Consider the following 24,928-nt stretch of genomic DNA (forward strand, 5'->3'; position numbering starts at 1 on the left):
CGGCCAAGTCGTCATTTGGGAGGACACGGCATGCGGCGGGCGCACCCGGCGGGCCGGGCGACCGGTCAGCCGGAGAAGCCGCGCCAGCGTCCGGGACCCGGCACCAGCGTGCCGCGCACGCTGCGCTGCGACCGCTGCCACGCGTCCGGCGCGCGGCGCACGGGCTGCTCGGCGGCCGGTTGCGCCGCCAGCGCCGCGATGACCGCGGTCGCCGCGGCGAGCTCCTCCTCGGTGGGCGCGCCACCGAGCACGCGGAACCCGCCGATCGCGGCGTCGGCCGGCGTCTGCGCGTCGCTCACAGCGGGATGTTCCCGTGCTTCTTCGGAGGCAGGCTCGCGCGCTTCGTGCGCAGGGCCCGCAGGGCCTTCACGACCGACGCGCGCGTGGCCGCCGGCTGGATGACGTTGTCGAGCTCGCCGCGCTCCGCCGCGAGGAACGGGCTCGCCACGTTGTACGTGTACTCGTTCGCGAGCCGCGTGCGCACGGCCGCGACGTCCTCTCCTGCCTGCTCGGCGCCCTTGATCTCGCCGCGGTAGAGGATGTTGACGGCGCCCTGGCCGCCCATCACCGCGATCTCGGCGGTGGGCCACGCGAGGTTGATGTCGGCGCCCAGCTGCTTGGATCCCATGACGATGTACGCGCCGCCGTACGCCTTCCGCGTGATGACCGTGACGAGCGGCACGGTCGCCTCGGCGTACGCGTACAGGAGCTTCGCGCCGCGGCGGATGACGCCCGTCCACTCCTGCTCGGTGCCGGGGAGGTACCCGGGCACGTCGACGAGCGTGAGGATCGGGATGGAGAACGCGTCGCAGAAGCGCACGAAGCGGCTGGCCTTCTCGCCCGCCTCGATGTTGAGCGTGCCGGCCATCGCGTTCGGCTGGTTGGCGACGATGCCGACGGAGCGGCCCTCGACGCGAGCGAACCCGACGATGATGTTCGGCGCGAACAGCGGCTGCGTCTCGAGGAACTCGCCGTCGTCGACGACGAGCTCGATGATCGTCTTCATGTCGTACGGCTGGTTCGGGCTGTCCGGGATGATCGTGTCGAGCTTGAGGTCCTGCGCGGTGATCTCGAGGTCGGCCGTGCGCGGGAACTCGGGCAGCTCGGCCAGGTTGTTGTCCGGCAGGAAGCCGAGGAGCGTGCGCGCGTAGTCGAGCGCGTCGTCCTCGTCGCTGGCGAGGTAGTGCGCGACGCCCGAGACCTTGTTGTGCGTGAGCGCGCCGCCGAGCTCCTCGAAGCCGACCTCCTCGCCCGTGACGGTCTTGATGACGTCGGGCCCGGTGACGAACATGTGGCTGGTCTTGTCGACCATGATCACGAAGTCGGTGAGGGCGGGGGAGTAGACGGCGCCGCCCGCGGCCGGGCCCATGATGAGGGAGATCTGCGGGATGACGCCCGACGCGCGCGTGTTGAGGCGGAAGATCTCGCCGTACTTGCCGAGCGCGACAACGCCCTCCTGGATGCGGGCGCCGCCCGAGTCGAGGATGCCGATGATGGGGACGCCCGTCTTGATGGCGAGCTCCATGACCTTGATGATCTTCTCGCCCGCGACCTCGCCGAGGGAGCCGCCGAAGATCGTGAAGTCCTGCGAGTACACGGCGACCTGGCGGCCGTTGATGGTGCCCGTGCCCGTGACGACCGAGTCGCCGTAGGGACGCTTGGCGTCCATGCCGAAGGCGTGCGTCCGGTGGCGGACGAACTCGTCGAGCTCGACGAACGACCCGTGGTCGAGCAGCTGGTCGATGCGCTCGCGGGCGGTCATCTTGCCGCGCGCGTGCTGCTTCTCGATGGCGGCCTCGCCGCTCGCGGTGACGGCCTCGTGGTAGCGCCTCTTCAGGTCGGCGAGCTTGCCTGCGGTCGTGTACATGTCCGGGGCGCCGGCGTCCTCGTCTGGCTCGTGTGCAGTCACCCGCCTCACTGTACCGGCGGGTGCGCGCCCCGCTCTTGTGGACCACGCACAGAAGACGGCGCATCCGGGGTGCGGTGTCCTCCTGATCCGCTCGGTACGGTGACGTCATGGACCTCCCGCTCAGCCGCCGCGCCGCCCCGCGCCTCCTCGCCCTGGACACGGTCGGCTCGACCAACGACGAGCTCTCCCGGCGGGCGACCGCGGATCCGGCCGGGTGGCCGGACGGATCCGTCGTGCTCACCCTCGACCAGACGGCGGGGCGCGGCCGCCGTGGCCGCGTCTGGGTGGCGCCGCCCGGGCGGACGCTCGCGGTGAGCGTGCTCTGCGCTCCCGGGCGCGCGGACCTCGACCCCGGATGGCTGCCGCTCATCGCCGGGCTCGCGCTCGTCGCGACCCTGCGCGACGTCGTGCCCCCGCCCGCCGAGGTGACCCTCAAGTGGCCGAACGACGTGCACGTGGACGGGCGGAAGGTGTCCGGGATCCTCGGCGAGCTCGTCGCGCCGGGCCGCATGCTGGTGGGCACGGGCCTCAACCTCACGCTCGAGGAGCAGGAGCTGCCGACGCCCACCTCCACGTCGCTGCGGCTCGCGGGCGTGCCGCACCCCGACGTGGACGCGGTCCTGGCCGCCTACCTGGCCGCGTTCCGCGCCAGGTACCTGGCCTGGGTTGCCGCCGACGGCGACGCGCGCGCCGCGGGCCTCGTCGACGAGCTGGCCCGCACCTGCGCCACCATCGGCCGCGCCGTCCGCGTCGAGCTGCCGGGCGGCGGCGAGCTCCTCGGGCGCGCCACCGGGGTCGACGACGACGGGCGGCTCACCGTGGAGTCCGCCGGGGATCCGGCCGTGACGTCTGTCGCCGCCGGGGACGTGACGCATCTGCGGTATCAATGAGGCATGGCGCACACGGGTGACACGCAGCGGTACGCACCCGGAGAGGGCGGGCGGGCGCTCCCCGTCCGCGGCGGACGTCGGGCCCGCCGCAAGGCCGAGAAGGAGGAGCGCCGTCGCGTCGCCGAGGACGAGGCCGGCCGCCTGACCGCGCCGCACGACGTGGATCCGCGCCTCGGGCGCCCGGCCGCGCCGCCCGCCGCGCCGCCGCAGCAGATGGTCGCCGCCGACCCGGAGCGCGTCCTCGTCCGCCTCCGCCCGCACGGCCGCGCGCTGACGCTCCCGGTGCTGCTGCTGCTCGCGATCTGCCTCACGGGCGGGTACTTCGGCGGCTGGTTCCCGGAGCCGTGGGAGAACGCGCTGCTGCTCGTGTCGCTCGCCGGCGTCGCGGTCTTCGTCACCCTGCTGCCCGTGCTCGTCTGGCTGAACCGCCGCTACACGGTGACGACGAGGCGCCTCATCGTGTCGCACGGCTTCTTCGTGCGCACCCGGCAGGAGCTGCTGCACTCCCGCGGATACGACGTGACCCTCCGCCGCGGCCCGCTGCAGCACCTGCACCGCAGCGGCCACGTCACCATCAACGCCGGCCTGGAGTCGCCCGTCGTGCTCCGGGACGTGCCGTCCGCGGTGCTCGTCGTCCAGGCGCTGCAGGACCTCATGGAGGAGAACGCCAACATGGTGGCCGAGCGCCGCCGCCAGGAGGAGTCGCGCCGCGGGCGGCCAGGCGACCCGGCCTGGCGGCAGCAGGACGAGCCCCGATCCGTGTGGCCGGACGACACGCAGCCCTGGCAGCGCGGCTGACCGGCATCCGGTCGCCGGACGGCCTCGCGGAGTCGGGACCCTAGGAGACCGCGACCCGGTCGGCGTCCTCGGCGCGGGCCGACGCCGGCGGGGCCGCATGGCGACGCGCGGGGGAGTACACCCACTGGCGGTAGAGCACGAAGCGCACCGCGGATCCGAGCCCCAGGCCGATGACGTTGGCGGACACGTTGTCCGCGAGCGGCGACGTCAACCCCAGGACGTAGTGCGAGACGAAGAGGCATGCGAGCCCGATGGCCATGCCGATCACGCTGACCGCCAGGAACTCGAGCGCCTCCCGACCCCGGCGCGTGGTGCGCTGCGTGCCGAAGGTCCAGTAGCGGTTGCCCACCCAGTTGACGGCGATGGCGACCACGGTCGAGGCGACCTTGGCGAGCAGCGGTCCGGCCTCGACGGCGTCGGGGTGCAGCACGGTGGCGCGCAGCAGGTTGAAGACCGTGAGGTCCACCATGAAGCCCACGCCGCCGACGACGCCGAACTGCGCGATCTGGACGCCGAGCGACGCGAGGGGACGACGGGGGGACATGGGCGGGGTCCGTCCTGGATGGGGGAGGATGGCGGGTGGCGTGACGGACGATGATACCGGCTGGTCCCGCCCACCGACCGTCCCCAGGCCGCCCGCCGGCGCCTGCGGGCCCACCCACCTGCACCAGGAGGACACCATGACGCCCACCGTCGGAGTCGTCGGAGGCGGCCAGCTCGCCCGGATGATGATCGCGCCCGCCGTGGAGCTCGGCATCGGGATCCGCGTGCTCGCCGAGGCCGACGGCATGTCCGCCGGCCTGGCCGCCACGGCCGTCGGCGACTACCGCGACCTCGACGTCGTCCGCGCCTTCGCGCGCGACGTGGACGTCATCACGTTCGACCACGAGCACGTGCCGCAGCACGTCCTGCGCGCGCTCGTCGCCGAGGGCGTCGCGGTGCACCCGGGACCGGACGCGCTGCTCGTCGCGCAGGACAAGCTCCTCATGCGCGAGCGGCTCGAGCAGCTCGGGGTCCCCGTGCCGATCTGGGCGCGCGTCGCCGACCAGCAGGCGCTCGCCGCCTTCCTCGCCGACAACGGCGGCGTCGCGGTCGTGAAGACGCCGCGCGGAGGCTACGACGGCAAGGGCGTGCGGGTGGTGCGCTCCGCCGAGGAGGCCGACGACTGGTTCGCCGCGCTCGGCCCGGGCGACGCGCTGCTGGCCGAGGAGCTCGTCGACTACGCCCGCGAGCTCGCGCAGTCCGTCGCGCGCCGCCCCTCCGGGGACATCGCCGCCTGGCCCGTCGTCGAGTCGATCCAGCGCGACGGCGTGTGCGCGGAGGTCATCGCCCCGGCGCACGGCGCGAGCGCCCGGCTCCGCGAGACGGCGGAGGACATGGCCCGCGGGATCGCGGAGGGGCTCGGCGTCACGGGCGTGCTCGCGGTCGAGCTGTTCGAGACCGTCGACGGGCGCCTCCTCGTCAACGAGCTGGCCATGCGCCCGCACAACACGGGCCACTGGTCGATGGACGGCGCGGTCACCGGCCAGTTCGAGCAGCACCTGCGCGCGGTGCTCGACCTGCCCCTCGGATCCACCCGGCCGCTCGCGCCGTGGTCGGTGATGATCAACGTGCTGGGCGGGCCCGAGTCCGGCACCGTCGCGGACCGCTACCCCCGTGCGCTCGCCGACCAGCCGGAGGCGCGCTTCCACTTCTACGGCAAGGACTCGCGACCCGGTCGCAAGGTCGGGCACGTCACGGTGGTGGGCGACGACCTGGACGAGACCGCGTACCGGGCCCGCGCGGCCGCCGCCTTCTTCCGCGGCTGACCGGCTACCCGGCGGGGCCCGTGCGCGGGGGCGCGCGTCGGATCCCGCGGGGGCGCTCGCGGACGTCGCGGATCGGCCGGGCGCGGGCTGCGTGGCGCAGCGGGCGTCGAGGATCCGCCACCTAGCATGGAGCCCGTGAATCCCGACACCCCTGCACTCGTCGGCCTCGTCATGGGCTCCGACTCCGACTGGAACGTGATGGAGAAGGCGTCCCGCGCGCTCGACGCCCTCGGCATCGCCCACGAGGTCGAGGTGCTGTCCGCGCACCGCACGCCCGAGCGCATGATCGCCTACGGGCAGACCGCGCGCGAGCGGGGGATCCGCGTCATCGTCGCGGGGGCGGGCGGCGCCGCGCACCTCCCCGGCATGCTCGCCTCCGTCACCACCCTGCCCGTCATCGGCGTGCCCGTGCCCCTGGCGACCCTCGACGGCATGGACTCCCTGCTCTCGATCGTGCAGATGCCCGCGGGCGTGCCCGTCGCCACCGTCTCCATCGGCGGCGCGGAGAACGCGGGGCTGCTCGCCGCGCGCATCCTCTCGACGTCCGACGACCGCATCGCGGACGCCCTCGCGCGCCACCGCGCCGAGCTCGCGGAGCTCGTGGAGCGCAAGAACGCCGCCCTGCAGCAGAAGGTGTCGTCCCGCACGTGAGCCTGACCCAGCCGATCCGGCACCCGGACACCCGGTCCCCGCGCATCATGACCACCCGGGCCTGGTGGCTCGTGGTGCTGAACGTCCTCATCCCCGGATCCGCCCAGGTCCTCGCGGGGAACCGTCGCCTGGGTCGGATCGGCCTCGCCTCCACGCTCGCCGTCTGGGCGCTCGCCGTGGTCGTCGGGGGGTTCGCGCTGTTCGCCCGCGGCGCCCTCATCCAGGTCGTGTCCCAGGAGTGGCTGCTCGTCGTGCTGCAGGTGCTGCTCGCGGCCTACGCCGTGCTCTGGGTCGTGCTCGCGCTCGACACGCTGCGGCTCACCCGCATCGTGCGCGTCGCCCCCCGGGCCCGGCCGATCATCGCGGCGCTCTCGGTGCTGCTCCTGGTCGGCACGGCCGGATCCGCGGGCTACGCCGCCTACATCGTGGGCGTCGGCCGCGGCGCCCTCGGCGGGATCTTCGGCGACTACGCCACCGAGGCCCCCGTCGACGGGCGGTACAACATCATGCTGCTGGGCGGCGACGCGGGCAGCGACCGGGCGGGCCTGCGTCCCGACAGCATCACCGTCGTGAGCATCGACGCCGACACCGGGCGCGCGACCATGGTCGGCCTGCCGCGCGACATGGAGAAGGTGCCGTTCTCCGACGGCTCGCCCCTCCAGAAGCGCTACCCGAACGGCTACCAGCGCTGCGACGTGGACGCCTGCATGCTCAACTCGATCTACACCGAGGTCGAGGTCTACAAGCAGGACCTCTACCCCGACGCGAAGGCGAAGGGCAGCCTCCCCGGCATCGAGGCGATGCGCGAGGCCGTGCAGGGCGTCACGGGGCTCACGATCCAGTACTACGCGCTCATCGACATGCAGGGCTTCTCCGAGATGGTGGACGCGCTCGGCGGCATCGACATCGACGTCAAGCGCCGCATCGGCATGGGATCCGGGCACGACGACAAGTTCCGGCCGGTGCCCATCCCCGAGTGGATCGAGCCCGGGGAGCAGAAGCTCGACGGCTACCACGCGCTCTGGTACGCGCGCTCCCGCTACCAGACCACCGACTACGACCGCATGTCGCGCCAGCGCGAGGTGCAGCAGGCGGTGCTGAAGCAGTTCGACCCGGCTAACGTGCTCACCAAGTTCGACGCGATCGCCCAGGCCGGGCAGCAGGTGGTCAAGACCGACATCCCCCGCGGCATGCTCGGCTACTTCACGCAGCTCGCGCTGAAGACGAAGGACCAGCCCATCGACGACCTGGAGATCGTGCCGCCGCGGTTCGACTCCCAGAAGCCCGACTTCCCGGCCATCCGCCAGGCGATCCAGCAGCAGTTCGCGAACGGCTCCGCGGGCTGACCCCGGAGGCGGCCGCGCCTACAGGTCCGCGTGCAGCTGCCAGACCTTCTCCGCGGAGTCCCGCCAGCTGAAGGCACGTGCGCGATCCTGGCCGACCACGGCGAGGCGCTCCCGCGCGGCCGTGTCGGACAGCAGGCCGCCGATCGCCTGGGCGAGGCGCAGCGGGTAGCCGGCGGCGTCCTCACGGGGCACAACGACGCCCGCGTCGGCCGCGACCTCGAGGAGCGCGGGCGCGTCCGAGTGGACGACGGGAGTCCCGAAGGACAGCGCCTCCACGACCGGGAGCCCGAAGCCCTCCGAGAGGCTGGGGTGCACGAAGACCGTGGCGCGGTCGAGCGCGACGGCCAGGTCGGCGTCCGTGAGGGATCCGAGGCTGCGCACGCGCGACGGATCGACGCCCGCCTCGTCCGCCACCTGCGCGAGCTCGACGTCGCCCCACGTCGCGGGGCCGACGATGAGGAGCGGCAGGTCGCCGGTCTCCGGGCGCACGAGCGCCTGCACGAGCGCCTGGACGCCCTTGCGCGGCTCGAGGCTCCCGACGGTGAGCAGGTACTCGGCGGGCAGGTCGAGCTCCGCGGCACGGGCGGCGGGATCCGCGGGCAGGGCGATGCGCGGGCTGACGGCTCCGCCGATCACGCGCACCCGGTCGCCCAGGTCGACGTAGCGCGCCAGCTCCTCCGCCAGCGCGTGCGACGGGACGACGACGGCGTCGGCGTGCTTGCGCGCGCGCTTGGCCATGGCCTTGGTCCAGGCGACGGACGCGCTCGTCATGCTCTCGGGGTGGGTCCACGCGTTGACGTCGTGGATGGTGGCGACGATCTGGTCGTTCGTGTTCACGCGGTCGTGGCGGCGCAGCGGCGCGAGGAGGCCGGGCGCGTGGACCATGCCGGTCGTGCCGGGCGTCGGCAGGCCCAGCTGCCAGGCGCGGGAGAGCTCCCGGCGGGGCAGTGGGACGCGCGTGATGCGCGCGAGGCCGGGCAGCCGCGCCTCGAGGTCGGCCGTCTGCTCGGGCGTGATCGCGGAGACGACCCCCTCGACCTCGCACCCGCTGGGCGTCGCGGCGACGATGGCTCTCGTCAGGTCCTCGGCGTAGTGGCCGATGCCGCCGGGCGTGGGGCCGGTCAGCTGGTCGATGATCACGCGCAGCGTGGTGGTCACGGTCCTCCATCGCGCGGGTGTCGGGTCGGCCCGCGGGAGGACCATCGTACCGACGCGGCGCCCGGGATCGGGGAGGAGCGCCCGGGGTCAGCCCTGGCGCATCCGCTCCACGGCCTCCTTGGACGGCCCGTCGAACTCGACGTGGCCCGACTTGATGAGGATGCCGCGCTCGCAGAGGTCGGAGACCATGTCGAGGTCGTGGCTGACGACCACGAGCGTCTTGCCCGCGTCGTGCAGCTCGCGGATCTTCGCCAGGCACTTGCGCTGGAACGGCTCGTCGCCGACGGAGAGGATCTCGTCCACCAGCAGGATGTCGACCTCGGTGTGGATCGCGACCGAGAACGCGAGGCGGAGGAACATGCCCGAGGAGTAGTGCTTGACCTCGGTGTCGATGAACTTCTCGATCTCGCTGAACTCGACGATCTGGTCGAAGCGCGCGTCGATCTCCTCCTGGCTCATGCCGAGGATGGCCGCGTTGAGGTAGATGTTCTCGCGGCCGGAGAGGTCGGGGTGGAACCCCGCGCCCACCTCGATGAGGCCCGCGATGCGGCCGCGCGCGAGCACGTCGCCGCTGTCGGGCTGGTAGACGCCGGAGATGAGCTTCAGCAGCGTCGACTTGCCGGATCCGTTGAAGCCCATGAGGGCCACGGACTCGCCGGGCCGCACCTCGAAGCTCACGTCCGCGAGCGCGTCGAACGTGGAGGCCAGGGGCTTGCGCCGCACGGCCGCGATGACCGTCTCCTTGATGGAGTGCGTGTGGCGGAGCAGGAACGACTTGCGCACGTTCCGGACGATGATGCGCGGGAGCGCGTCCGACTCAGAGGTCCTGGGCAAAGCGCCCCTCCAGCTTCTTGAACACGAGCTGCCCGAGCAGGAGGCTCAGGAGCGAGACGCCGAGGGCGATGAACCCGTACACCCAGAGGTTCGGCGGGAGCTCGCCCGTGCCGCCCGTGGTGGGGTACCAGAACGCGGCGTGGAACAGCTCGACCGCCGCGGTGACGGGGTTGAGCTGGTAGACGACGAGCAGCCAGTCCGGCAGGACCTTGGCGACCTGGGCGTAGGGGTAGAGCACGGGCGACGCCCACACGACCACCATCACGATGAGCTCGACGAAGTTCTGCGAGTCGCGGAACGACACGTTGGCCGCCCCGAACAGCATCCCGAGGCCGATGGCGAGCGTGCCGATGATGGCGATGGCCAGGAAGATGCCGAGCACCTGGACGGGGGTGGGCGCCCAGCCCACGAGGAGGCAGACGATCAGCAGGATGACGAGCTGCGGCAGGAAGTTCACCAGCGCCACGAACGTGCTCGACACCGGGAACAGCTCCCGCGGCAGGTAGATCTTCTTGATCAGCGCCCCGTTGTCCACGAGCGACTTCGTGGAGTTGGAGAAGGCCTCCGTGTAGAAGTTGATGAGGATGATCCCGGAGAACAGGTACACGGGGTAGTTCACCTGGTTGCGGTTCAGCTGCAGGAACACGCCCATCGCCACGAAGAACACGGCGAACTGGGCCGCCGGCTTCACGTACGACCAGAGCCAGCCGAGGACGGATCCGCGGTACCTGACCTGCACCTCCTTCTTCACGAGGAGGGAGAGGAGGTAGCGGCGGCGGTACACGTCCAGGAGCCCCGCGCCCGTGCCGGGCCTCGAGAACTCCCGGGAGTGGGAGGTCGTCATGCTCGACACGTGGTGGTGCCCTTCGGACTGCGTGGGGCTCGCGCGAGGCGCGGAGCGGGTTCGGCTGCGGCGTCCGGGATCGGACCGGACACGAGTGTAACTGTCAGCGTGCCCGGAGGACGCCGTGCGCGGCGGCGTCGGACAGCGCCGCGCGCCAGTCGCGGAGCGGCGCGAGGCCGACGCGGGGCCAGGCGTCGTGACCGAGCACGGAGTACGCGGGACGGGGAGCGGGCCGCACGAAGGAGGCGCTGTCGGTGGGTCGCACGCGCTCCGGATCCAGTCCCGCCTCCGCGAAGACGGCCCGCGCGAGCGCGAACCAGGTCGTCTCGCCGGTGGCCGTGCCGTGGAACACGCCCGCGGGCGCACCGGCGTCGACGAGCTCCACGATGCGCGCCGCGAGGTCGACCGTCCAGGTCGGCTGGCCGCGCTGGTCGTCGACCACGGAGACCGTGTCGTGCGACGCGGCGAGCCGCAGCATCGTCGAGGGGAAGGACGGCCCGCCCGCGCCGTACAGCCATGCGGTGCGGACGACGCTCGCGCCGTCCGGGTGGCCGGTGAGCACCAGGCGCTCGCCCTCGGCCTTGGTGCGGCCGTAGGCGGAGACGGGCGCGTGGGGCGCGTCCTCCGGGTAGGGCGAGGTCGCGGATCCGTCGAAGACGTAGTCGGTGGAGACGTGCACTATGCGCGCGCCCGCCTCCGCCGCGGCGCGCGCGAGCACGCCGGCTCCCGTCGCGTTGATCGCGCGCGCCTCGTCCTCGTGCTCCTCGGCCGCGTCCACCGCGGTGTACGCGGCGAGGTTCACGACCACGTCGTGCCCGGCCACGGCGGCGCGGACGGCGGACTCGTCGGTGATGTCGAGCGCGGCGCGCGCGGGCGCCGTCACGTCGTGGGCGGCGAGGGCGGGCAGGAGGTCCTGCCCGAGCATGCCGCGCCCGCCGGTGACGAGGATCCGGCTCACGCGGGCAGCTCGGCGCGCGCCTTCAGCGGCTCCCACCAGGCGCGGTTGTCGCGGTACCACTGCACGACGTCGGCGAGGCCCTGCTCGAACGGCACCTGCGGCGCGTAGCCGAGCTCGCGCTGGATCTTGGAGATGTCGACGGAGTAGCGGAGGTCGTGGCCCTTGCGGTCCTCGACGCGGTCCACGTACGACCAGTCGCGGCCGGTGGCGTCGAGCAGCAGCTGCGTGAGCTCGCGGTTGGTGAGCTCGGTGCCGCCGCCGATGTTGTAGATCTCGCCGGGCGCGCCCTGCACGAGCACGAGCGCGATGCCGCGGCAGTGGTCGTCGACGTGCAGCCAGTCGCGGATGTTGAGGCCCTCGCCGTAGAGCGGCACGTGCTCGTCGTCGATGAGGTTCGTGACGAACAGCGGGATGACCTTCTCGGGGAAGTGGTACGGCCCGTAGTTGTTCGAGCAGCGCGTGATCGAGACGTTCAGCCCGTGCGTGCGGTGGTACGAGCGGGCGAGCAGGTCGCTGCCGGCCTTCGACGCGGAGTAGGGGGAGTTGGGCTCGAGCGGCCGCTCCTCGTCCCACGAGCCCTCGGCGATGGATCCGTACACCTCGTCGGTCGACACGTGCACGAAGCGCTTGAGGTCGTGGCGGAGGGCGGCGTCGAGGAGCTTCTGCGTGCCGAGCACGTTGGTCTCCACGAAGATGCTCGCGTCGCGGACGGAGCGGTCGACGTGGCTCTCGGCCGCGAAGTGCACGACCGCGTCGACCTGCGGGATCCACTCGTCGAGGACGGCGTCGTCGCGGATGTCGCCGTGGACGAACGTGTACCGCGGGGAGTCGCTGACGGGCGCGAGGTTCTCGAGGTTGCCCGAGTAGGTGAGCGCGTCGAGCACGACGACGTCGGCGCCCTCGAGCCCGGCGTAGTGGTCCTGGAGCGCGTGGCGCACGAAGTTGGAGCCGATGAAGCCGGCGCCGCCGGTCACGAGGATCCTCATGGGGATACGTCCTGTCGTCGAGACGCCGGGCGGGTGGGCCGACGTCGGGGGAGAGTCCGCTGCTGTCGGGGGCGGACCGCCTGCGAGTGTACCGGCGACGGGCCGCGTGGCCATGTCCCCGTGCGGGGGAGGCGCGGGTCGCGCGGCGGATCCGGATCCGGCGACGGGCAGGATGCGGGGATGGCCGTCTCCCGCATCCGCGCGCTCCTCCGCGACGAGCGCGTGGCCTTCCTCCTCGTGGGCGGGTTCAACACGGCCTTCGCGTTCCTCCTCTTCGCGGGGCTGGCCGCCACCGCGGGACGGGCGCTCGACGCGGCGGGGCTCCCGGTGCTCGGATCGCTCGTGCCCCTCGCCGGCAGCTACGCGGTCGCGATCCTCGTGGCGTTCCTCCTCTACCGGCGGCTGGTGTTCCGCGTCCGCGGCCACGTGCTGCGCGACCTCGCGCGCTTCGTGTCGGTGTACGCCGTGTCCATCACGCTCAACGCCGTCTCGCTACCGCTGCTCGTCGCATCCGGCGTCCCGCGTCTCCTGGCCCAGGCGCTCATCGTGGTCGTGATCACCCTCATCAGCTACGTCGGGCACCGCTGGTTCTCGTTCCGGCGTCCGCGGGCCGACGGCGACCCCGGCCGCTGATGGGTGCGTTGCTAGACTCCGACCCGTGCAGATCCGAGAGCTCGCCGTGCCCGACGGCTACGAGATCACCCCCGTCCAGCGCGCCGACGACCGGGGCGTGTTCCTCGAGTGGTACCGGTTCGACGAGCTCGAGCGGGTCGTCGGCCACCGCCTCGACCTGCGCCAGGCGAACATGAGCGTCTCGAAGCGCGGCGTCGTCCGCGGCGTGCACTTCGCCGACGTGCCGCGCGGCCAGGCCAAGTACGTGAAGGCCGTGTCCGGCGCCGTGCTCGACTTCGTCATCGACATCCGCGTGGGATCCCCGACCTTCGGGCAGTGGGACAGCGTGCGGCTCGACACCGAGACGCACAAGGCCGTCTACATCTCCGAGGGCCTCGGCCACTGCTTCGTCGCGCTGACCGACGACGCGGCCGTCACCTACCTCGTGAGCGACGTCTACAACCCGGGCGCCGAGCACGGGATCGACCCGCTCGACCCCGAGATCGGCCTCGTCTTCCCCGAGGAGGCGGGCGAGCCGCTCCTCTCCCCGAAGGACACCGACGCCCCGACGCTGGCCGAGGCCGCGGCCGCCGGACTCCTCCCCACCTGGTCGGACATGCGCGCCTTCCACGACTCGCAGAAGGTGAGCTGACCCATGAAGGGCATCATCCTGGCCGGCGGCTCCGGCACCCGGCTCTGGCCGATCACGAAGGGCATCAGCAAGCAGCTGATGCCGATCTACGACAAGCCGATGATCTACTACCCCCTGTCGACGCTGATGATGGCGGACATCCGCGAGGTGCTCATCATCACGACGCCCGAGTACAACGACCAGTTCCGGGCCCTGCTCGGCGACGGCTCGCACCTCGGGATGCGCATCGAGTACGCGGTGCAGCCCTCGCCCGACGGCCTCGCGCAGGCGTTCGTCATCGGCGAGGAGTTCATCGGCGACGACTCCGTCGCGCTCGTCCTCGGCGACAACATCTTCCACGGCGCGGGCCTCGGCACGAGCCTGCGGAAGAACACCGAGATCGACGGGGCGCTGATCTTCGCGTACCACGTGGCCGACCCCACGGCCTACGGCGTGGTCGAGTTCGACGAGGACTTCACGGCCGTCTCCATCGAGGAGAAGCCCGCGCAGCCGAAGAGCGCCTACGCGGTGCCCGGCCTCTACTTCTTCGACAACGACGTGGTCGAGATCGCCAAGGGCATCCAGCCGAGCGAGCGCGGCGAGCTCGAGATCACGGCCGTCAACGACCACTACCTCCAGGCCGGGCGCCTCCACGTCCAGGTGCTCGACCGCGGCACCGCGTGGCTCGACACCGGCACGTTCGAGAGCATGATGCAGGCCTCCGAGTACGTGAAGGTCATCGAGGACCGCCAGGGCTTCAAGATCGGCTGCATCGAGGAGATCGCGTACCGCGCCGGCTGGATCGACCGCGACGCTCTCGAGGAGCTCGCGCGCCCGCTCATCAAGAGCGGGTACGGGCGCTACCTCGTCACGCTGCTCGACGCGTAGCGGCCGGGTCGTCTCGCGTCAGCGCGTCTCGAGTCAGCGGGCGGTGAGCTCGCCGGACTGCAGGCCCGAGATGAGGGCCTGCGCCGTGATGTGGATCCCGGCGGGCAGCGGCATCGTGTCGCGCTCGTCGAGGTCCGGCCACACGACGCTCTCGAGGCGGAGGTCCACCGCCTGGTAGCCGGCGAGGGGCGACAGGCCGAGCATCACGTGCGGACGCGCCTTGCCGAGCGCCGTGAAGTGCCCGAGGAGCGCGCTGATGGTGACCGGTTGCCCGGACGCCAGGATCTTCACCACGTGGGTGTCCGCCGGCAGGCCGAGCAGGCGCGCGGTCGCGTCGCGCACGAGGCCGGCGCAGTCGTCGGCGTAGAGGTAGTCGCGCACCGTCTCGAGCGGGACGTAGATCGAGGCCGGCGTGGGCGACAGGTTCGCCCGGGCCAGCTGCGTGATGAGGCCCTGCGGCTTGCCGACCGCCTGGCGCGGTCCGTACAGGTTCGCGATGCGCCCGATGAGCGTGCGCACGCCGGCGCGCTCGCCGAACGCGCGCACGAGGCCCTCCGCGCGGAGCTTCGCCTCCCCGTAGGGCGCGAGCGGCCGGGGCTCCGTCGCCTCCGTGAAGGGCGGCCGGGCCGCCCCCGCGTACACGCCGCCCGCGGACGACGAGTAGAACAGGGCGCCGCCCGGCGTCGGTGCGACCGCGGCGGCCAGGGCGATCTCGTCCAGCACGGCCTCGAGCTGCCCGAGCTCGTGGTCCAGCTGCGCGCGCGTGCTGCCGGTGACCGCGGCGCCCGCGCACCACATGACGGCCCAGCGACCGGCCGCGCGGCCCGCGTCGAGGAGCCGCTCCGCCTCGGCGCGCGCGGCCGTCCGCACCGCGGACTCGTCCGCGCTCGCCCAGGGCAGCGGCCGGGCCGCGACGGGCGCCCACCGGGGATCCGCCGTCAGGGCGTCGAGCAGGGACGCGCCGAGGAGGCCGCGCGCGCCGATGACCCAGACGGGGACGGCGGCCGTCATACGTGTCCGCGCGGCGGACGCCCGTGCGGGCCGTCCAGGGGGTCGCGCACGATCAGGTAGGCGGGCCGGCCCTGCGCCATGCCGACCGAGACGCCGACGTACTCCGCGATGATCCCGAGGGAGAACAGGATGATGCCGCTCGACGCGAGGATCGTGACGATGGTCGACGCCCAGCCCGCGGGCACCGAGTTGTCGGTGAGGCGGCTGACGACGATGACGATCACGAAGATCAGCGCGACCACGAGGAAGAGCGCCCCGAGCACGCTCACGGCGCGCAGGCCCCGGGTGCCGCTGGAGAGCACCATCCGCCAGAAGTGCGAGAAGAGGCGGCGGGGCGAGTAGCCGGACTGCCGCTCGCCCTCGTCGCGGAGGGTGATGTCGCACGTCGAGATGCGGTTCGCGACCCAGCCGAGCGCGATGTCGAGGTACACGCCGGACCCCGCGTAGGCGGCGACGCTGCGGCCGACGGAGCCGAGCACGAGCCGGTAGCTCTGGAACTGCTCGGCGTCCTGGTCGGAGGACATGGCGTTGAGGACGACCTTCGCGCCGCGCGACGCGACGTTCCGCAGGAGGCCGTGCGACGGCGTGTTCGTCGGCTTCGCGTAGACGACCGACGCGAGGTCGCGCATGGCCACGTCGAGCATGTCGGGGATGAAGCCCGGGTCGTGCTGGCCGTCCTCGTCGAGCGTGACGATCCAGTCGCCGCCCGACGATGCCATGCCCGCGAGGGTGGCGGCGTGCTGCCCGAAGTTGCGGCTCAGCCAGATGGGCCGGACGAAGGGATGCAGGCGCTTGAGCTCGCGGAGGACGCGGGGCGATCCGTCGCGCCCGTTGTCGAAGACGAGGAGCACCTCGGTGACGGCGTAGCTGTGGCCGTCGCGGGTGATCTGCGGGACCGTGAACGGCTGGATCTCCGCGATCAGCGCCTCGAGCGTCAGCTCGCCCTGGTACACGGGGATGACGACGGAGACGGAGTGGTCGGGGGGCATCACGTCGGCCCCCGCGTCCCGCGGCTCGACGGCGCTCACGCGGCGCTCCCGGCCGAGCGCGACATGCGCCGTCCGAGGTAGAGGTAGACGAGCCGTCGCGAGAGCGCCTTGGCCCGGGCCATCGTGTCGCCGATCCGGACGTCGGCCCGCGAGACGACGCCGGGGTGGGCCTCGAGCACCCAGCGGTGGAACCCGGCGGCGGCGCTGGCCTGCTCGCCCGCGAGGCGCACGCTCCACTGCGAGTCGGAGATGCGGAACCCGGCGAGGGCCTTCGGCCCGACGGACGCGAAGTCCCCGCGGAGCAGCACCTTGGCGTAGGTCGTCTCGTCGATCAGGTAGGGCCAGCGGGAGTCCCACCAGCCCACGGCCTCGAGGTCGGCCCGGCGCATGAGCACGCAGCCCGGCTCGCCGAAGATGTTGGTGCCCGAGCGGATGGTGCGGCGGACGGCCGCGGCGCCGGAGACGGCGATGCGGGATCCGGAGACGCCGTGGTCGCGGACCACCGGACGGCTGTCGGCGTCGACGATGTCGCGCGGCGAGGCCACGAGCACGACCGACGGCGACGCGTCGAGCTCGGCCACCTGCCGCTCGAGGATGGTCGGGTAGAGGAGGTCGTCGCCGCAGACCAGCTTGATCAGCTCGCCCCGGGCCTCCTGGCTCACGCGGTTCCAGTTGCGGAGGGCCCCGCCGCCCGCGTCGGTGCGGAGCAGGCGGACCCGCGGCTCGTCGGCGTAGCGCTGCATCACGTCCCACGTCCCGTCGGTGGAGGAGTGGTCCGCGATCACGACCTCGAAGTCGGTGAAGGTCTGCGCCAGCACGGAGTCCACCGTCTCCTGGAGGTAGTCGGCGTTGTTGTATGCGGGGATGACGATCGAGACGCGTGGGGCCACGTGGCTCTCCTTCGGCGGGGCAGGAGGGGACGCGCCCGGGTCGAGCCCCACCCGGTGCACGTCATCGTGCGACGTGCGACGGAGACCGTGGGCGACCGCGGTGCGCGTGCGGACGGGGGCCATCCTCTCACGGCGCCCGCCCGCGACCCGGGAGGCCGCCGCGCGCACCGGGTGGTGGTCACGGGGCCGGGAGGAGCCAGGCGTTAGGGTGAGTCCCGCCCGAGCCGACCCAGCCGGTCCGGGCGGCACACGACGAACGGACTCCTCTCCCCATGCGCAGCAAGCTCCTGTGGCCGACCGCCGCCGTCGCCGCCACGGTGGTCGGCGCGATCATCCCGATCCTCTTCTTCACGGGCTACTACTTCGTGAACGACACCGAGGCCGGGGCCTACGGCCAGTGGTTCGAGATCGGCCGGCGGATCCTCGACGGCAACTGGTCCCTGCTGAACCCCACCGTGTGGCAGTCCGGCAACTACCAGGCCGAGGGCGCGTGGGGCATCTACAGCCCCTTCCTGTGGGCCGTCGGCCTCGGATCGCAGCTGATGTCGAACGCGGCCCTCTACTCGACCATCGTGAAGCTCGTCTGCCTCGCCATCGCCTCCGCCGGCCTCTACGTGCTGGCCCGCGCATACAGCGTGACCCGTCCCTGGGCCGCGGTCGTGGCCACCGCCGTGCCCCTGGCCGGCTTCACCCTCTACTTCGACGCCCCCTCCTGGGTCAACGGCCTCATGGCCTGGGCGTTCTGGCCGCTCGCCGTCGGGCTCTCGCGGCGCGTCGTGCGCCTCGGCGCCAATCCGGTCGGCGCGGTCCTCGCGGCCGTGACCGTGGTGGGCATCGGGTACGCGGCCGCCACGCTCATGCTCGCCGCGGCGCTCGGCGCGCTGCTCGTCGAGGCGCTCATCCGCCGCCGCCGCCCCGAGGTGCTGCGCGCCCTCGGGCTCTCCGTGATCGCCGGGCTCTTCGCGATCCTGGTCCACCTGCCCGGCGTCCTCACCTCGTCCGTGTCGGGGCGGTCCAACTCGATCGGCAACGACGGCTTCCTCACGGTCGACCTCAGCGACCTGGCCATCTCGGGGATGCCCATGGGCAGCCCGTTCATGGACTACTACAACGGCACCATCCCGGGCGCGCCCATCACCTACGTGTCGTGGCTCGTCCCGCTGCTGGTGCTCATCGACTGGCGCCGCCTCTGGGCGCTCCTCGTCCGCCGCCCGTCGCTGCTGATCATCGGGGTCGCGGCGATCGCGGGCGTGCTGGCCCCGTCGGAGATCGGGCCGCTCCGCTACCCCGTGCGCATCGTCCCGTACCTCACGACCGTGATCCTCATCGTCCTCGCGCTCGGCTTCTCGCGCAGCATGCGCCGCGTCCTCACGCGTCGCCACCTCTACGCCGCGTGGGCCATCGTCGCCGTGAACGGGGCCCTGCTCCTCACGCAGGATCCGCGCGCGGTCAAGCCCGCGTTCGTCGCCGTCGTGCTCGTCGGCGCCCTCGTCCTCCTCGTGTACGCGCTCGCGGTCGGCTGGCGCCCGCGTCGCGGGCCCGCCGTCGTCGGCCGCGTCGCGGACCGTGCACGCGCCACGGGCCGATCGCGGTCCGCGGCCATGGCCGTCGTCGCGATCGTCGGCACCGTGGCCCTGCTGGTCCCGCAGCACTACCGCTCGCCGAGGTCCCCGCTGGAGACGTACGACCTCCCCGCGGACGTCAGCGCCTACAGCACGCAGCTCCCGCGCGCGGAGGGCGACATCCTGGTCGTCGGCTTCCCGCAGACCACCGACTACGCGGAGACCCTACTCGGCAACTCCTGGTACGTCACGGGCAAGCCGGTCCAGAACGCGTACTCCTCCGTCTACTACCCGGGCTACGGCAACAAGGTCTGCATGCAGTTCAACGGGCTCACCTGCGGCGCCCTGTACGAGCGCCTGTTCCAGCCGGTGAAGGGATCCGACACCGGGGTCGACCTCATCGACCTCATCGGCGCGAGCACCGTGCAGGTGATCAAGGCCCAGCGGGGGAGCGACCCCGCGAAGGCCGTCGCGCGCAGCGACTGGGAGGACGTCCCGTCCGGCTGGAGCGTGGTGGAGGACACCCCGACCACGCGCACGATCGTCCGCGACACGCCGCTCACGGGCGCCGGCGGCATCGCGTGGTCGTCGGACGGCACGCGGGTGACGCTGCTGCACGACGACCCGATGGGATCCACCTTCCGCGTGGACGCCGCCCCGGCCGACGGCGGGACGGTCGCCCTCGCCCTCATCCCGTGGCCGGGCTACCAGGTGTCCGGCGCCGAGCTGCGCGCGAAGCCGGTCGACGGCTTCCTGCTGGGCGTGGACGTCTCCGCGGCGGATGTCGGCAAGACGGTCACGGTGTCGTTCTGGAGCCCGGGATGGCAGGTGCAGGTCGTGTCCGCGGCGCTCGTGATCCTCCTCACGGCGGCGTGGGCGATCGGCCGCCTCGTGGTGCGCCGTCGCCGCCGCCGGGTGACCGCGCGATGAGCGCGCTGCCGCCGCGCGTCGTCGCGGTCGTCGTCGCCTGGAACCGGCGGGAGCTCGTCGTCGAGACGCTGGCGGCCCTGGCCGCGCAGACCGTGCCGCTGCACGAGGTGGTCGTCATCGACAACGCCTCGACCGACGGGTCCGCCGACGTCATCCGCGAGCGCTTCCCCGAGGTCGCGCTCACGACGCTGCCGACGAACACCGGGGGCGCAGGCGGGTTCACCGCGGGCATCGAGCGGGCGCTCTCGGTCCACGACGCGGAGCTCGTGTGGCTCATGGACGACGACACGGTCCCGGATCCGTCCGCGCTCGAGGGGCTGCTGCGCGCACGCTCCGCCGCCCCGCGCGGCACGGTCGTGCTCGCGTCCGCCGTGCGCTGGACGGACGGCCGGCCGCACCCCATGAACACGCCGCGCACCAGGCCGTCGGCGAGCCGCGCCAGCATCGCGCGCGCCGCCCGGCGCGGCTGCACCCCCGTCCGCACGGCGTCGTTCGTGTCGATGATGATCGAGGCCGACGCCATCCGCGCCCACGGGCTCCCGATGGCCGACTACTTCCTCTGGAACGACGACTTCGAGTACTCGGCGCGCCTGCTGCGCCGTGGTCGCGGGTACCTCGTGCACGGGAGCACGGTGGAGCACCGCACGCGCACGTTCGGGTCGACGGACGTGGATCCCGGGGCCCGCTTCGTCTTCGAGGTGCGCAACAAGATCTGGATGCTCCGGCTCTCCCGCGCGCTCTCGCCCGGCGAGCGCGTGCTCTACGGAGGCGCGGCGCTCGTCAGCTGGGCGCGCACGATCGCCCGGTCCGCGGATCGGCCGCTGCTGGTGCGCGGCCTGGTCGACGGGGTGCGCCAGGGCCTCCGGCGGCGTCCCCGCCCTGCCGCGGAGGTCCTCGCCGGCCTCGGCGGCATCACCGAGGGCGTGCGCCGCATCGAGGCGGGCGCCGATCGCGCCTGAGCGCCCCGCGCCGGATCGCCCGGCGCGGCGGCTGCGGGGCCGCACAGCCGCCGGGACACCCGCCGTGCTCCCGGTAGACTCTGGTGCTCGACGCGCCCCGGCCCGCCCGGCCGTCCGTCCGGCACCGACGGCCCCGCTGCGCACGCAGCACGGAACATGATGGAGGACCCGTGCCCACCGAGGCCTTCTCGCTCCTCCTCCCCGTGTACCGCGGCGACCGTCCCGACTTCCTCCGCCGGGCGTTCCGCAGCAGCGTCGACGACCAGGCACTCCGGCCGGACGAGGTCGTCGTCGTCCGCGACGGACCCGTGTCCGCCGAGCTGGCGCGCACCATGGCGGAGCTCGCGGAGGCGTCGCCCGTGCCCGTGGTCACGGTCGAGCTGCCGCGCAACATGGGCCTCGCCTACGCCCTCGAGCGCGGGCTCGAGGCCTGCTCGCACGACGTCGTGGCCCGGATGGACGCCGACGACATCAGCCTCCCCGAGCGCTTCGCCCGCCAGCTCGCGCTCATCTCGGACGGCCTCGACCTGGTCGGCACCGGCATGTACGAGTTCGCGGACGAGGTGGGCACCATCGCCGGACGCCGCACCCCTCCCGTCGGCGCCGACGCCATCTCCCGCTACGCCAGGTTCCACGACCCGTTCAACCACCCCACCGTGGTGTACCGGCGGGCCGCGGTGAAGCGGGCCGGCGGCTACCTCCCGCTCGGGCTGATGGAGGACTACTACCTCTTCGCCCGCATGATCCAGTCGGGCGCGCGGGTGGAGAACCTCCCGGACCCGCTCGTCATGTACCGCGTGAGCGCGGGCGCCTACGCCCGCCGCGGCGGCGTCGCGCAGCTCGTCGCCGAGCTCCGCCTGCAGCGGGAGTTCCGCCGCCGCCGGTTCACGTCGCCCTCGCAGGCGCTCCGCAACGTGCTCGTCCGCGGCAGCTACCGCCTCATCCCCGAGGCCGTCCGCCGCGGGCTGTACCGTCGCCTGATCACGCGCGACCGGACGGTCCCGCAGGCCCGCGCCTGATCCCCCGTTACCCTTGACCAGTCCCGTCGAGCGCCCGTCGGGCGCCACCCCAGCAAAGGAATGTGCCATGAGCCCTGATCTCGTAGTGGTCGGGTCCGGTTTCTTCGGACTCACGATCGCGGAGCGCGTCGCCGAGGAGCTGGGCCTCAAGGTCCTCGTCATCGACCGCCGCGACCACATCGGCGGCAACGCGTACAGCGAGAAGGACCCGGAGACCGGCATCGAGGTGCACCGCTACGGCGCGCACCTGTTCCACACGTCGAACGAGACGGTGTGGGAGTACGTCAACCGCTTCACGGACTTCACGCCCTACGTGCACCGCGTCTACACGGAGCACGAGGGGGAGGTCTTCCCGCTGCCGATCAACCTCGGCACCATCAACCAGTTCTTCCGGTCCGCGCACGGGCCCCAGGCCGCGCGCGACCTCATCGCCGAGCAGGCATCGGAGCTCGACGCCGGCGAGGCGAAGAACCTCGAGGAGAAGGGCATCTCCCTCATCGGGCGCCCCCTCTACGAGGCCTTCATCCGCGACTACACCGCGAAGCAGTGGCAGACGGATCCCACGGACCTGCCGGCCGAGGTCATCAGCCGCCTGCCCGTGCGCTACACGTACGACAACCGCTACTTCAACGACACGCACGAGGGCCTCCCCGTCGAGGGCTACACCGCGTGGCTCGAGCGCATGGCCGACCACCCGAACATCGAGGTCCGCCTCGAGACCGACTTCTTCGACGAGACCCAGGAGATCAACCGGGCATCGGTCGTCGGGAAGGTCCCCGTCGTCTACACGGGCGCCATCGACCGCTACTTCGACTACTCGGAGGGCGCGCTGTCGTGGCGCACGCTCGACTTCGAGCGCGAGGTGCTCCCGGTCGGCGACTTCCAGGGCACCCCCGTCATGAACTACGCCGACTCCGACGTGCCCTTCACGCGCATCCACGAGTTCCGCCACTTCCACCCGGAGCGCGACGCCCCCGCGGACAAGACGGTCATCATGCGCGAGTACTCGCGCTTCGCCGAGGGCGACGACGAGCCGTACTACCCGGTGAACACGGCCGCCGACCGCGAGGGCCTGCTGAAGTACCGCGAGCTCGCCAAGCAGGAGGAGGGCGTCTTCTTCGGCGGACGCCTCGGCACCTACCAGTACCTCGACATGCACATGGCGATCGGCGCGGCGCTCTCGATGTACGAGAACAGGCTCAAGCCCGTCCTCGTGAAGGACGCCTCCTGATGGCCGCCGACCACGCGGGCGCGCCCGCCGGGCTCGACCTCATCCAGCGCGTCATCCTGCCGTCCGAGCACGATCCGGACATCGTCCCGCTGTACGTCGACGCGGACTACTGGACGAGCATCCCGGTCGCGCCCGAGAAGCGCCGGCGCTCGCCGCTGCGCGTGGTCGACTCGGACTCGCACAACGCCGTCGTCCGCCTGAGCGACATGGGCATCATCAGCGCCATCCGCGGCGACCGCGGCTTCCAGGTGCCCCACCGTCGCAAGGTCTCGTTCGGCACCTACTTCAACGCGTTCCCCGCCTCGTACTGGCGCGCGAGCACCACGCTCGACGGCGTCGTGCTCGAGGTGGAGACCAGCGGCGAGGGCCAGGTCATCGTCTACCGCTCGAACGCGCGCGGCGTGATCCAGAAGGTCGACGGCGCGTCGGTCACCGGATCCACCACCTCCCGCTTCGAGCTCCCGTTCACGTACTTCGCGGACGGCGGCTGGTACTGGTTCGACCTGATGGGCGAGGAGGCCGACTTCGCGCTCGTCGAGGCGGGCTGGTACGCCCCCGCGGGCACCGTCCCCACCACGGGCGCCGCGGGATCCGTCAGCATCGCCATCACCACGCTCAACCGCGCCGAGTACTGCGTGAAGCTCCTCACCGACATCGGCGAGAAGCCGGACGTCGCGGCGCTCCTCGACCACGTGTACGTCACCGACCAGGGCACGCAGAAGGTCGCCGACCAGCCCGCCTTCCCGCGGGCGCAGGAGCTGCTGGGCGAGAAGCTCCGCGTCATCGACCAGGCCAACCTCGGCGGATCCGGGGGCTTCTCCCGCGGCATGTACGAGACGCTCAAGGAGGGCGCGAGCGACTACGTCCTCGTCATGGACGACGACATCACCCTCGAGCCCGAGAGCATCCGCCGCGCGGTGAAGTTCGCGGACTACGCGCGGACGCCCACCATCGTCGGCGGCCACATGTTCGATATGTACGACAAGAGCAAGCTCCACGCGTACGCCGAGGGCTTCGACATGTGGAACTTCATGTGGGGTCCCGTCACGCCCACGCGCCACGACTTCAGCGCGTCGAACCTCCGCCAGACCAGGTGGATGCACCGTCGCGTCGACGCCGAGTACAACGGCTGGTGGATGTGCCTCATCCCCGTCTCCACCATCAAGCAGGTCGGCCTGTCGCTGCCCGTGTTCATCAAGTGGGACGACGCCGAGTACGCGCTGCGGGCGAAGGAGGTCGGCGTGCCGACCGTGACGCTCCCGGGAGCCGCGGTGTGGCACGTGTCCTGGGTCGACAAGGACGACTCGCAGGATTGGCAGGCGTTCTTCCACGCGCGCAACCGCCTCATCGCGGCGCTGCTGCACTCGCCCTACGAGCGCGGGGGACGGTTCCTCACGGCGAACCTCGCCACGGACGTCCGGCACCTGGTGTCGATGCAGTACTTCGCGCTGGCCGCCCGCCACGAGGCCTACCGCAACATCCTCCGCGGGCCGCGCGGCCTCCACGAGGACATGGTCACGCGCCTCGCCCGCACGCGCGAGCTGGCGCAGGGCTTCACGGACGGCGTCCCCATCAAGGACCGCGCCGCCCTGCCCGAGATCGTCGCGCCGGACAAGCCGCAGCGTCGGCGCGGGGGAGGCGCCCCCGCGGGCATCGCCCGCATCGTGTGGCTCGCCCGGACGGTGGCGCGCCACGCGTTCTCCCCGCTCAGCCAGGCCGCGACGCGCGGACCGGAGGCGCACCTCTCCTTCGAGGACGCCCGCTGGTGGGTCGTCCCGTCGTTCGACAGCGTCCTCGTCTCCAACGCGGAGGGCTCGGCCGCGCTCCTGCACCGGCGCGATCCCGTGCTCTTCCGCCGCATGCTGTGGACGAGCATCGTGCTCCGCTGGCGCATCCTCGCCCGCTGGCCGCAGCTCAAGGCCGCGTACCGCGCGGCCCTGCCGACGGTCACGAGCCCGGAGACCTGGGCCCGCACGTTCGGCGTCGACCAGCCGCAGGCGGGGCGCCGGAAGAAGTAGCCCGTC

Annotated in this window: 24 protein-coding genes; 13 read left to right on the plus strand and 11 right to left on the minus strand. The window is 72.4% G+C overall.

Annotated features, from left to right (window positions below):
* Nucleotides 1-65 precede the first annotated feature (65 nt).
* Together ITJ40_RS04890 and ITJ40_RS04895 are read right to left on the minus strand one after the other, a co-directional pair.
* The gene (locus ITJ40_RS04890) at nucleotides 66-299 is read right to left on the minus strand and encodes an acyl-CoA carboxylase subunit epsilon (RefSeq protein ID WP_194666004.1); all 234 of its coding nucleotides are present in this window, start codon (nucleotides 297-299) and stop codon (nucleotides 66-68) included.
* Nucleotides 296-1,867, minus strand: a complete 1,572-nt coding sequence (locus tag ITJ40_RS04895; protein WP_194666949.1) for an acyl-CoA carboxylase subunit beta — start codon at nucleotides 1,865-1,867, stop codon at nucleotides 296-298. Before ITJ40_RS04895 ends, ITJ40_RS04890 begins: the two co-directional genes overlap by 4 nt.
* Nucleotides 1,868-2,016: 149 nt before the next feature.
* Between ITJ40_RS04895 and ITJ40_RS04900 the strand changes: the two genes are divergently transcribed.
* Both ITJ40_RS04900 and ITJ40_RS04905 read left to right on the plus strand, forming a co-directional pair.
* Nucleotides 2,017-2,799: a biotin--[acetyl-CoA-carboxylase] ligase gene (locus ITJ40_RS04900; RefSeq protein ID WP_194666005.1), complete on the plus strand. Its 783-nt coding sequence runs from the start codon at nucleotides 2,017-2,019 to the stop codon at nucleotides 2,797-2,799.
* Nucleotides 2,800-2,802: 3 nt separating this feature from the next.
* Entirely contained in the window at nucleotides 2,803-3,597 is a 795-nt protein-coding gene (locus ITJ40_RS04905; protein WP_194666006.1) for a PH domain-containing protein, read from the plus strand.
* A 40-nt stretch (nucleotides 3,598-3,637) separates the two neighbouring features.
* Here ITJ40_RS04905 and ITJ40_RS04910 read toward each other — a convergent pair whose 3' ends face one another.
* Nucleotides 3,638-4,141 (minus strand): GtrA family protein, encoded by a 504-nt coding sequence (locus tag ITJ40_RS04910; protein WP_194666007.1) that lies wholly within the window; start codon nucleotides 4,139-4,141, stop codon nucleotides 3,638-3,640.
* Nucleotides 4,142-4,277: 136 nt separating this feature from the next.
* Between ITJ40_RS04910 and ITJ40_RS04915 the strand changes: the two genes are divergently transcribed.
* The 3 genes from ITJ40_RS04915 to ITJ40_RS04925 all read left to right on the plus strand — a co-directional run bounded on the left by ITJ40_RS04915 (nucleotide 4,278) and on the right by ITJ40_RS04925 (nucleotide 7,402).
* Nucleotides 4,278-5,405: a 5-(carboxyamino)imidazole ribonucleotide synthase gene (locus tag ITJ40_RS04915; protein WP_194666008.1), complete on the plus strand. Its 1,128-nt coding sequence runs from the start codon at nucleotides 4,278-4,280 to the stop codon at nucleotides 5,403-5,405.
* 126 nt (nucleotides 5,406-5,531) lie between these two features.
* Nucleotides 5,532-6,056, plus strand: coding sequence for a 5-(carboxyamino)imidazole ribonucleotide mutase (gene purE / locus ITJ40_RS04920; RefSeq protein WP_194666009.1), 525 nt, complete (start codon nucleotides 5,532-5,534; stop codon nucleotides 6,054-6,056).
* The gene (locus ITJ40_RS04925; protein WP_194666010.1) at nucleotides 6,053-7,402 is read left to right on the plus strand and encodes an LCP family protein; all 1,350 of its coding nucleotides are present in this window, start codon (nucleotides 6,053-6,055) and stop codon (nucleotides 7,400-7,402) included. The genes purE and ITJ40_RS04925 overlap by 4 nt, the downstream gene beginning before the upstream one ends.
* Before the next feature lie 18 nt (nucleotides 7,403-7,420).
* Here the strand turns inward: ITJ40_RS04925 and ITJ40_RS04930 are convergent, their stop codons facing one another.
* The 5 genes from ITJ40_RS04930 to rfbB all read right to left on the minus strand — a co-directional run bounded on the left by ITJ40_RS04930 (nucleotide 7,421) and on the right by rfbB (nucleotide 12,182).
* On the minus strand, nucleotides 7,421-8,560 hold the full coding sequence (locus ITJ40_RS04930; protein WP_194666011.1) for a glycosyltransferase family 1 protein: 1,140 nt from the start codon (nucleotides 8,558-8,560) through the stop codon (nucleotides 7,421-7,423).
* 87 nt (nucleotides 8,561-8,647) lie between these two features.
* Entirely contained in the window at nucleotides 8,648-9,394 is a 747-nt protein-coding gene (locus ITJ40_RS04935) for an ABC transporter ATP-binding protein (RefSeq protein WP_194666012.1), read from the minus strand.
* Nucleotides 9,378-10,247 carry an ABC transporter permease gene (locus ITJ40_RS04940; protein WP_194666013.1) on the minus strand — a complete coding sequence of 290 codons (870 nt, stop codon included), beginning with the start codon at nucleotides 10,245-10,247 and terminating at the stop codon, nucleotides 9,378-9,380. Before ITJ40_RS04940 ends, ITJ40_RS04935 begins: the two co-directional genes overlap by 17 nt.
* 94 nt (nucleotides 10,248-10,341) lie before the next feature.
* Nucleotides 10,342-11,196, minus strand: a complete 855-nt coding sequence (gene rfbD / locus ITJ40_RS04945; RefSeq protein ID WP_194666014.1) for a dTDP-4-dehydrorhamnose reductase — start codon at nucleotides 11,194-11,196, stop codon at nucleotides 10,342-10,344.
* Nucleotides 11,193-12,182 carry a dTDP-glucose 4,6-dehydratase gene (gene rfbB / locus ITJ40_RS04950; RefSeq protein ID WP_194666015.1) on the minus strand — a complete coding sequence of 330 codons (990 nt, stop codon included), beginning with the start codon at nucleotides 12,180-12,182 and terminating at the stop codon, nucleotides 11,193-11,195. Before rfbB ends, rfbD begins: the two co-directional genes overlap by 4 nt.
* Nucleotides 12,183-12,362: 180 nt before the next feature.
* Between rfbB and ITJ40_RS04955 the strand changes: the two genes are divergently transcribed.
* Genes ITJ40_RS04955 through rfbA form a run of 3 tightly spaced genes read left to right on the plus strand, consistent with a single transcriptional unit; the run spans nucleotide 12,363 to nucleotide 14,313 of the window.
* Complete coding sequence (locus tag ITJ40_RS04955; RefSeq protein ID WP_194666016.1) at nucleotides 12,363-12,815, plus strand: GtrA family protein; 453 nt, start codon at nucleotides 12,363-12,365, stop codon at nucleotides 12,813-12,815.
* Between the two features lie 25 nt (nucleotides 12,816-12,840).
* Nucleotides 12,841-13,446 (plus strand): dTDP-4-dehydrorhamnose 3,5-epimerase, encoded by a 606-nt coding sequence (locus ITJ40_RS04960; protein WP_194666017.1) that lies wholly within the window; start codon nucleotides 12,841-12,843, stop codon nucleotides 13,444-13,446.
* Between the two features lie 3 nt (nucleotides 13,447-13,449).
* A complete protein-coding gene (rfbA, locus tag ITJ40_RS04965; protein ID WP_086520766.1) occupies nucleotides 13,450-14,313 on the plus strand; it encodes a glucose-1-phosphate thymidylyltransferase RfbA in 864 nt (287 codons plus the stop codon).
* A gap of 33 nt (nucleotides 14,314-14,346) precedes the next feature.
* Here rfbA and ITJ40_RS04970 read toward each other — a convergent pair whose 3' ends face one another.
* The 3 genes from ITJ40_RS04970 to ITJ40_RS04980 are packed head-to-tail and all read right to left on the minus strand — an operon-like array spanning nucleotide 14,347 to nucleotide 17,203.
* Nucleotides 14,347-15,324, minus strand: coding sequence for an NAD(P)-dependent oxidoreductase (locus ITJ40_RS04970; RefSeq protein WP_194666018.1), 978 nt, complete (start codon nucleotides 15,322-15,324; stop codon nucleotides 14,347-14,349).
* Complete coding sequence (locus tag ITJ40_RS04975) at nucleotides 15,321-16,352, minus strand: glycosyltransferase (RefSeq protein ID WP_370531994.1); 1,032 nt, start codon at nucleotides 16,350-16,352, stop codon at nucleotides 15,321-15,323. The genes ITJ40_RS04970 and ITJ40_RS04975 overlap by 4 nt, the downstream gene beginning before the upstream one ends.
* Entirely contained in the window at nucleotides 16,349-17,203 is an 855-nt protein-coding gene (locus tag ITJ40_RS04980; protein WP_194666019.1) for a glycosyltransferase family 2 protein, read from the minus strand. The genes ITJ40_RS04975 and ITJ40_RS04980 overlap by 4 nt, the downstream gene beginning before the upstream one ends.
* Nucleotides 17,204-17,475: 272 nt before the next feature.
* Between ITJ40_RS04980 and ITJ40_RS04985 the strand changes: the two genes are divergently transcribed.
* The 5 genes from ITJ40_RS04985 to ITJ40_RS05005 all read left to right on the plus strand — a co-directional run bounded on the left by ITJ40_RS04985 (nucleotide 17,476) and on the right by ITJ40_RS05005 (nucleotide 24,922).
* Nucleotides 17,476-19,695, plus strand: coding sequence for a hypothetical protein (locus ITJ40_RS04985; protein ID WP_194666020.1), 2,220 nt, complete (start codon nucleotides 17,476-17,478; stop codon nucleotides 19,693-19,695).
* Nucleotides 19,692-20,654, plus strand: coding sequence for a glycosyltransferase (locus tag ITJ40_RS04990; RefSeq protein WP_194666021.1), 963 nt, complete (start codon nucleotides 19,692-19,694; stop codon nucleotides 20,652-20,654). The genes ITJ40_RS04985 and ITJ40_RS04990 overlap by 4 nt, the downstream gene beginning before the upstream one ends.
* Before the next feature lie 170 nt (nucleotides 20,655-20,824).
* Complete coding sequence (locus ITJ40_RS04995; protein WP_194666022.1) at nucleotides 20,825-21,673, plus strand: glycosyltransferase; 849 nt, start codon at nucleotides 20,825-20,827, stop codon at nucleotides 21,671-21,673.
* Nucleotides 21,674-21,740: 67 nt separating this feature from the next.
* The gene (gene glf, locus ITJ40_RS05000; protein ID WP_194666023.1) at nucleotides 21,741-22,904 is read left to right on the plus strand and encodes a UDP-galactopyranose mutase; all 1,164 of its coding nucleotides are present in this window, start codon (nucleotides 21,741-21,743) and stop codon (nucleotides 22,902-22,904) included.
* Entirely contained in the window at nucleotides 22,904-24,922 is a 2,019-nt protein-coding gene (locus ITJ40_RS05005; RefSeq protein WP_194666024.1) for a glycosyltransferase, read from the plus strand. Before glf ends, ITJ40_RS05005 begins: the two co-directional genes overlap by 1 nt.
* Nucleotides 24,923-24,928: the final 6 nt, after the last annotated feature.

This window comes from Clavibacter sp. VKM Ac-2872 (genome assembly GCF_015351105.1).
In the GTDB taxonomy this organism is placed as follows: domain Bacteria; phylum Actinomycetota; class Actinomycetes; order Actinomycetales; family Microbacteriaceae; genus Clavibacter.

What these genes read in the sequence shown, in the direction of transcription:
- ITJ40_RS04895 (WP_194666949.1), bottom strand. Translation starts at nt 1,867, where the DNA reads ATGTACACGACCGCAGGCAAGCTCGCCGACCTGAAGAGGCGCTACCAC.
- ITJ40_RS04900 (WP_194666005.1), top strand. Translation starts at nt 2,017, where the DNA reads ATGGACCTCCCGCTCAGCCGCCGCGCCGCCCCGCGCCTCCTCGCCCTG.
- ITJ40_RS04905 (WP_194666006.1), top strand. Translation starts at nt 2,803, where the DNA reads ATGGCGCACACGGGTGACACGCAGCGGTACGCACCCGGAGAGGGCGGG.
- ITJ40_RS04910 (WP_194666007.1), bottom strand. Translation starts at nt 4,141, where the DNA reads ATGTCCCCCCGTCGTCCCCTCGCGTCGCTCGGCGTCCAGATCGCGCAG.
- ITJ40_RS04915 (WP_194666008.1), top strand. Translation starts at nt 4,278, where the DNA reads ATGACGCCCACCGTCGGAGTCGTCGGAGGCGGCCAGCTCGCCCGGATG.
- purE (WP_194666009.1), top strand. Translation starts at nt 5,532, where the DNA reads ATGGAGCCCGTGAATCCCGACACCCCTGCACTCGTCGGCCTCGTCATG.
- rfbB (WP_194666015.1), bottom strand. Translation starts at nt 12,182, where the DNA reads ATGAGGATCCTCGTGACCGGCGGCGCCGGCTTCATCGGCTCCAACTTC.
- ITJ40_RS04955 (WP_194666016.1), top strand. Translation starts at nt 12,363, where the DNA reads ATGGCCGTCTCCCGCATCCGCGCGCTCCTCCGCGACGAGCGCGTGGCC.
- rfbA (WP_086520766.1), top strand. Translation starts at nt 13,450, where the DNA reads ATGAAGGGCATCATCCTGGCCGGCGGCTCCGGCACCCGGCTCTGGCCG.
- ITJ40_RS04970 (WP_194666018.1), bottom strand. Translation starts at nt 15,324, where the DNA reads ATGACGGCCGCCGTCCCCGTCTGGGTCATCGGCGCGCGCGGCCTCCTC.
- ITJ40_RS04985 (WP_194666020.1), top strand. Translation starts at nt 17,476, where the DNA reads ATGCGCAGCAAGCTCCTGTGGCCGACCGCCGCCGTCGCCGCCACGGTG.
- ITJ40_RS04990 (WP_194666021.1), top strand. Translation starts at nt 19,692, where the DNA reads ATGAGCGCGCTGCCGCCGCGCGTCGTCGCGGTCGTCGTCGCCTGGAAC.
- glf (WP_194666023.1), top strand. Translation starts at nt 21,741, where the DNA reads ATGAGCCCTGATCTCGTAGTGGTCGGGTCCGGTTTCTTCGGACTCACG.
- ITJ40_RS05005 (WP_194666024.1), top strand. Translation starts at nt 22,904, where the DNA reads ATGGCCGCCGACCACGCGGGCGCGCCCGCCGGGCTCGACCTCATCCAG.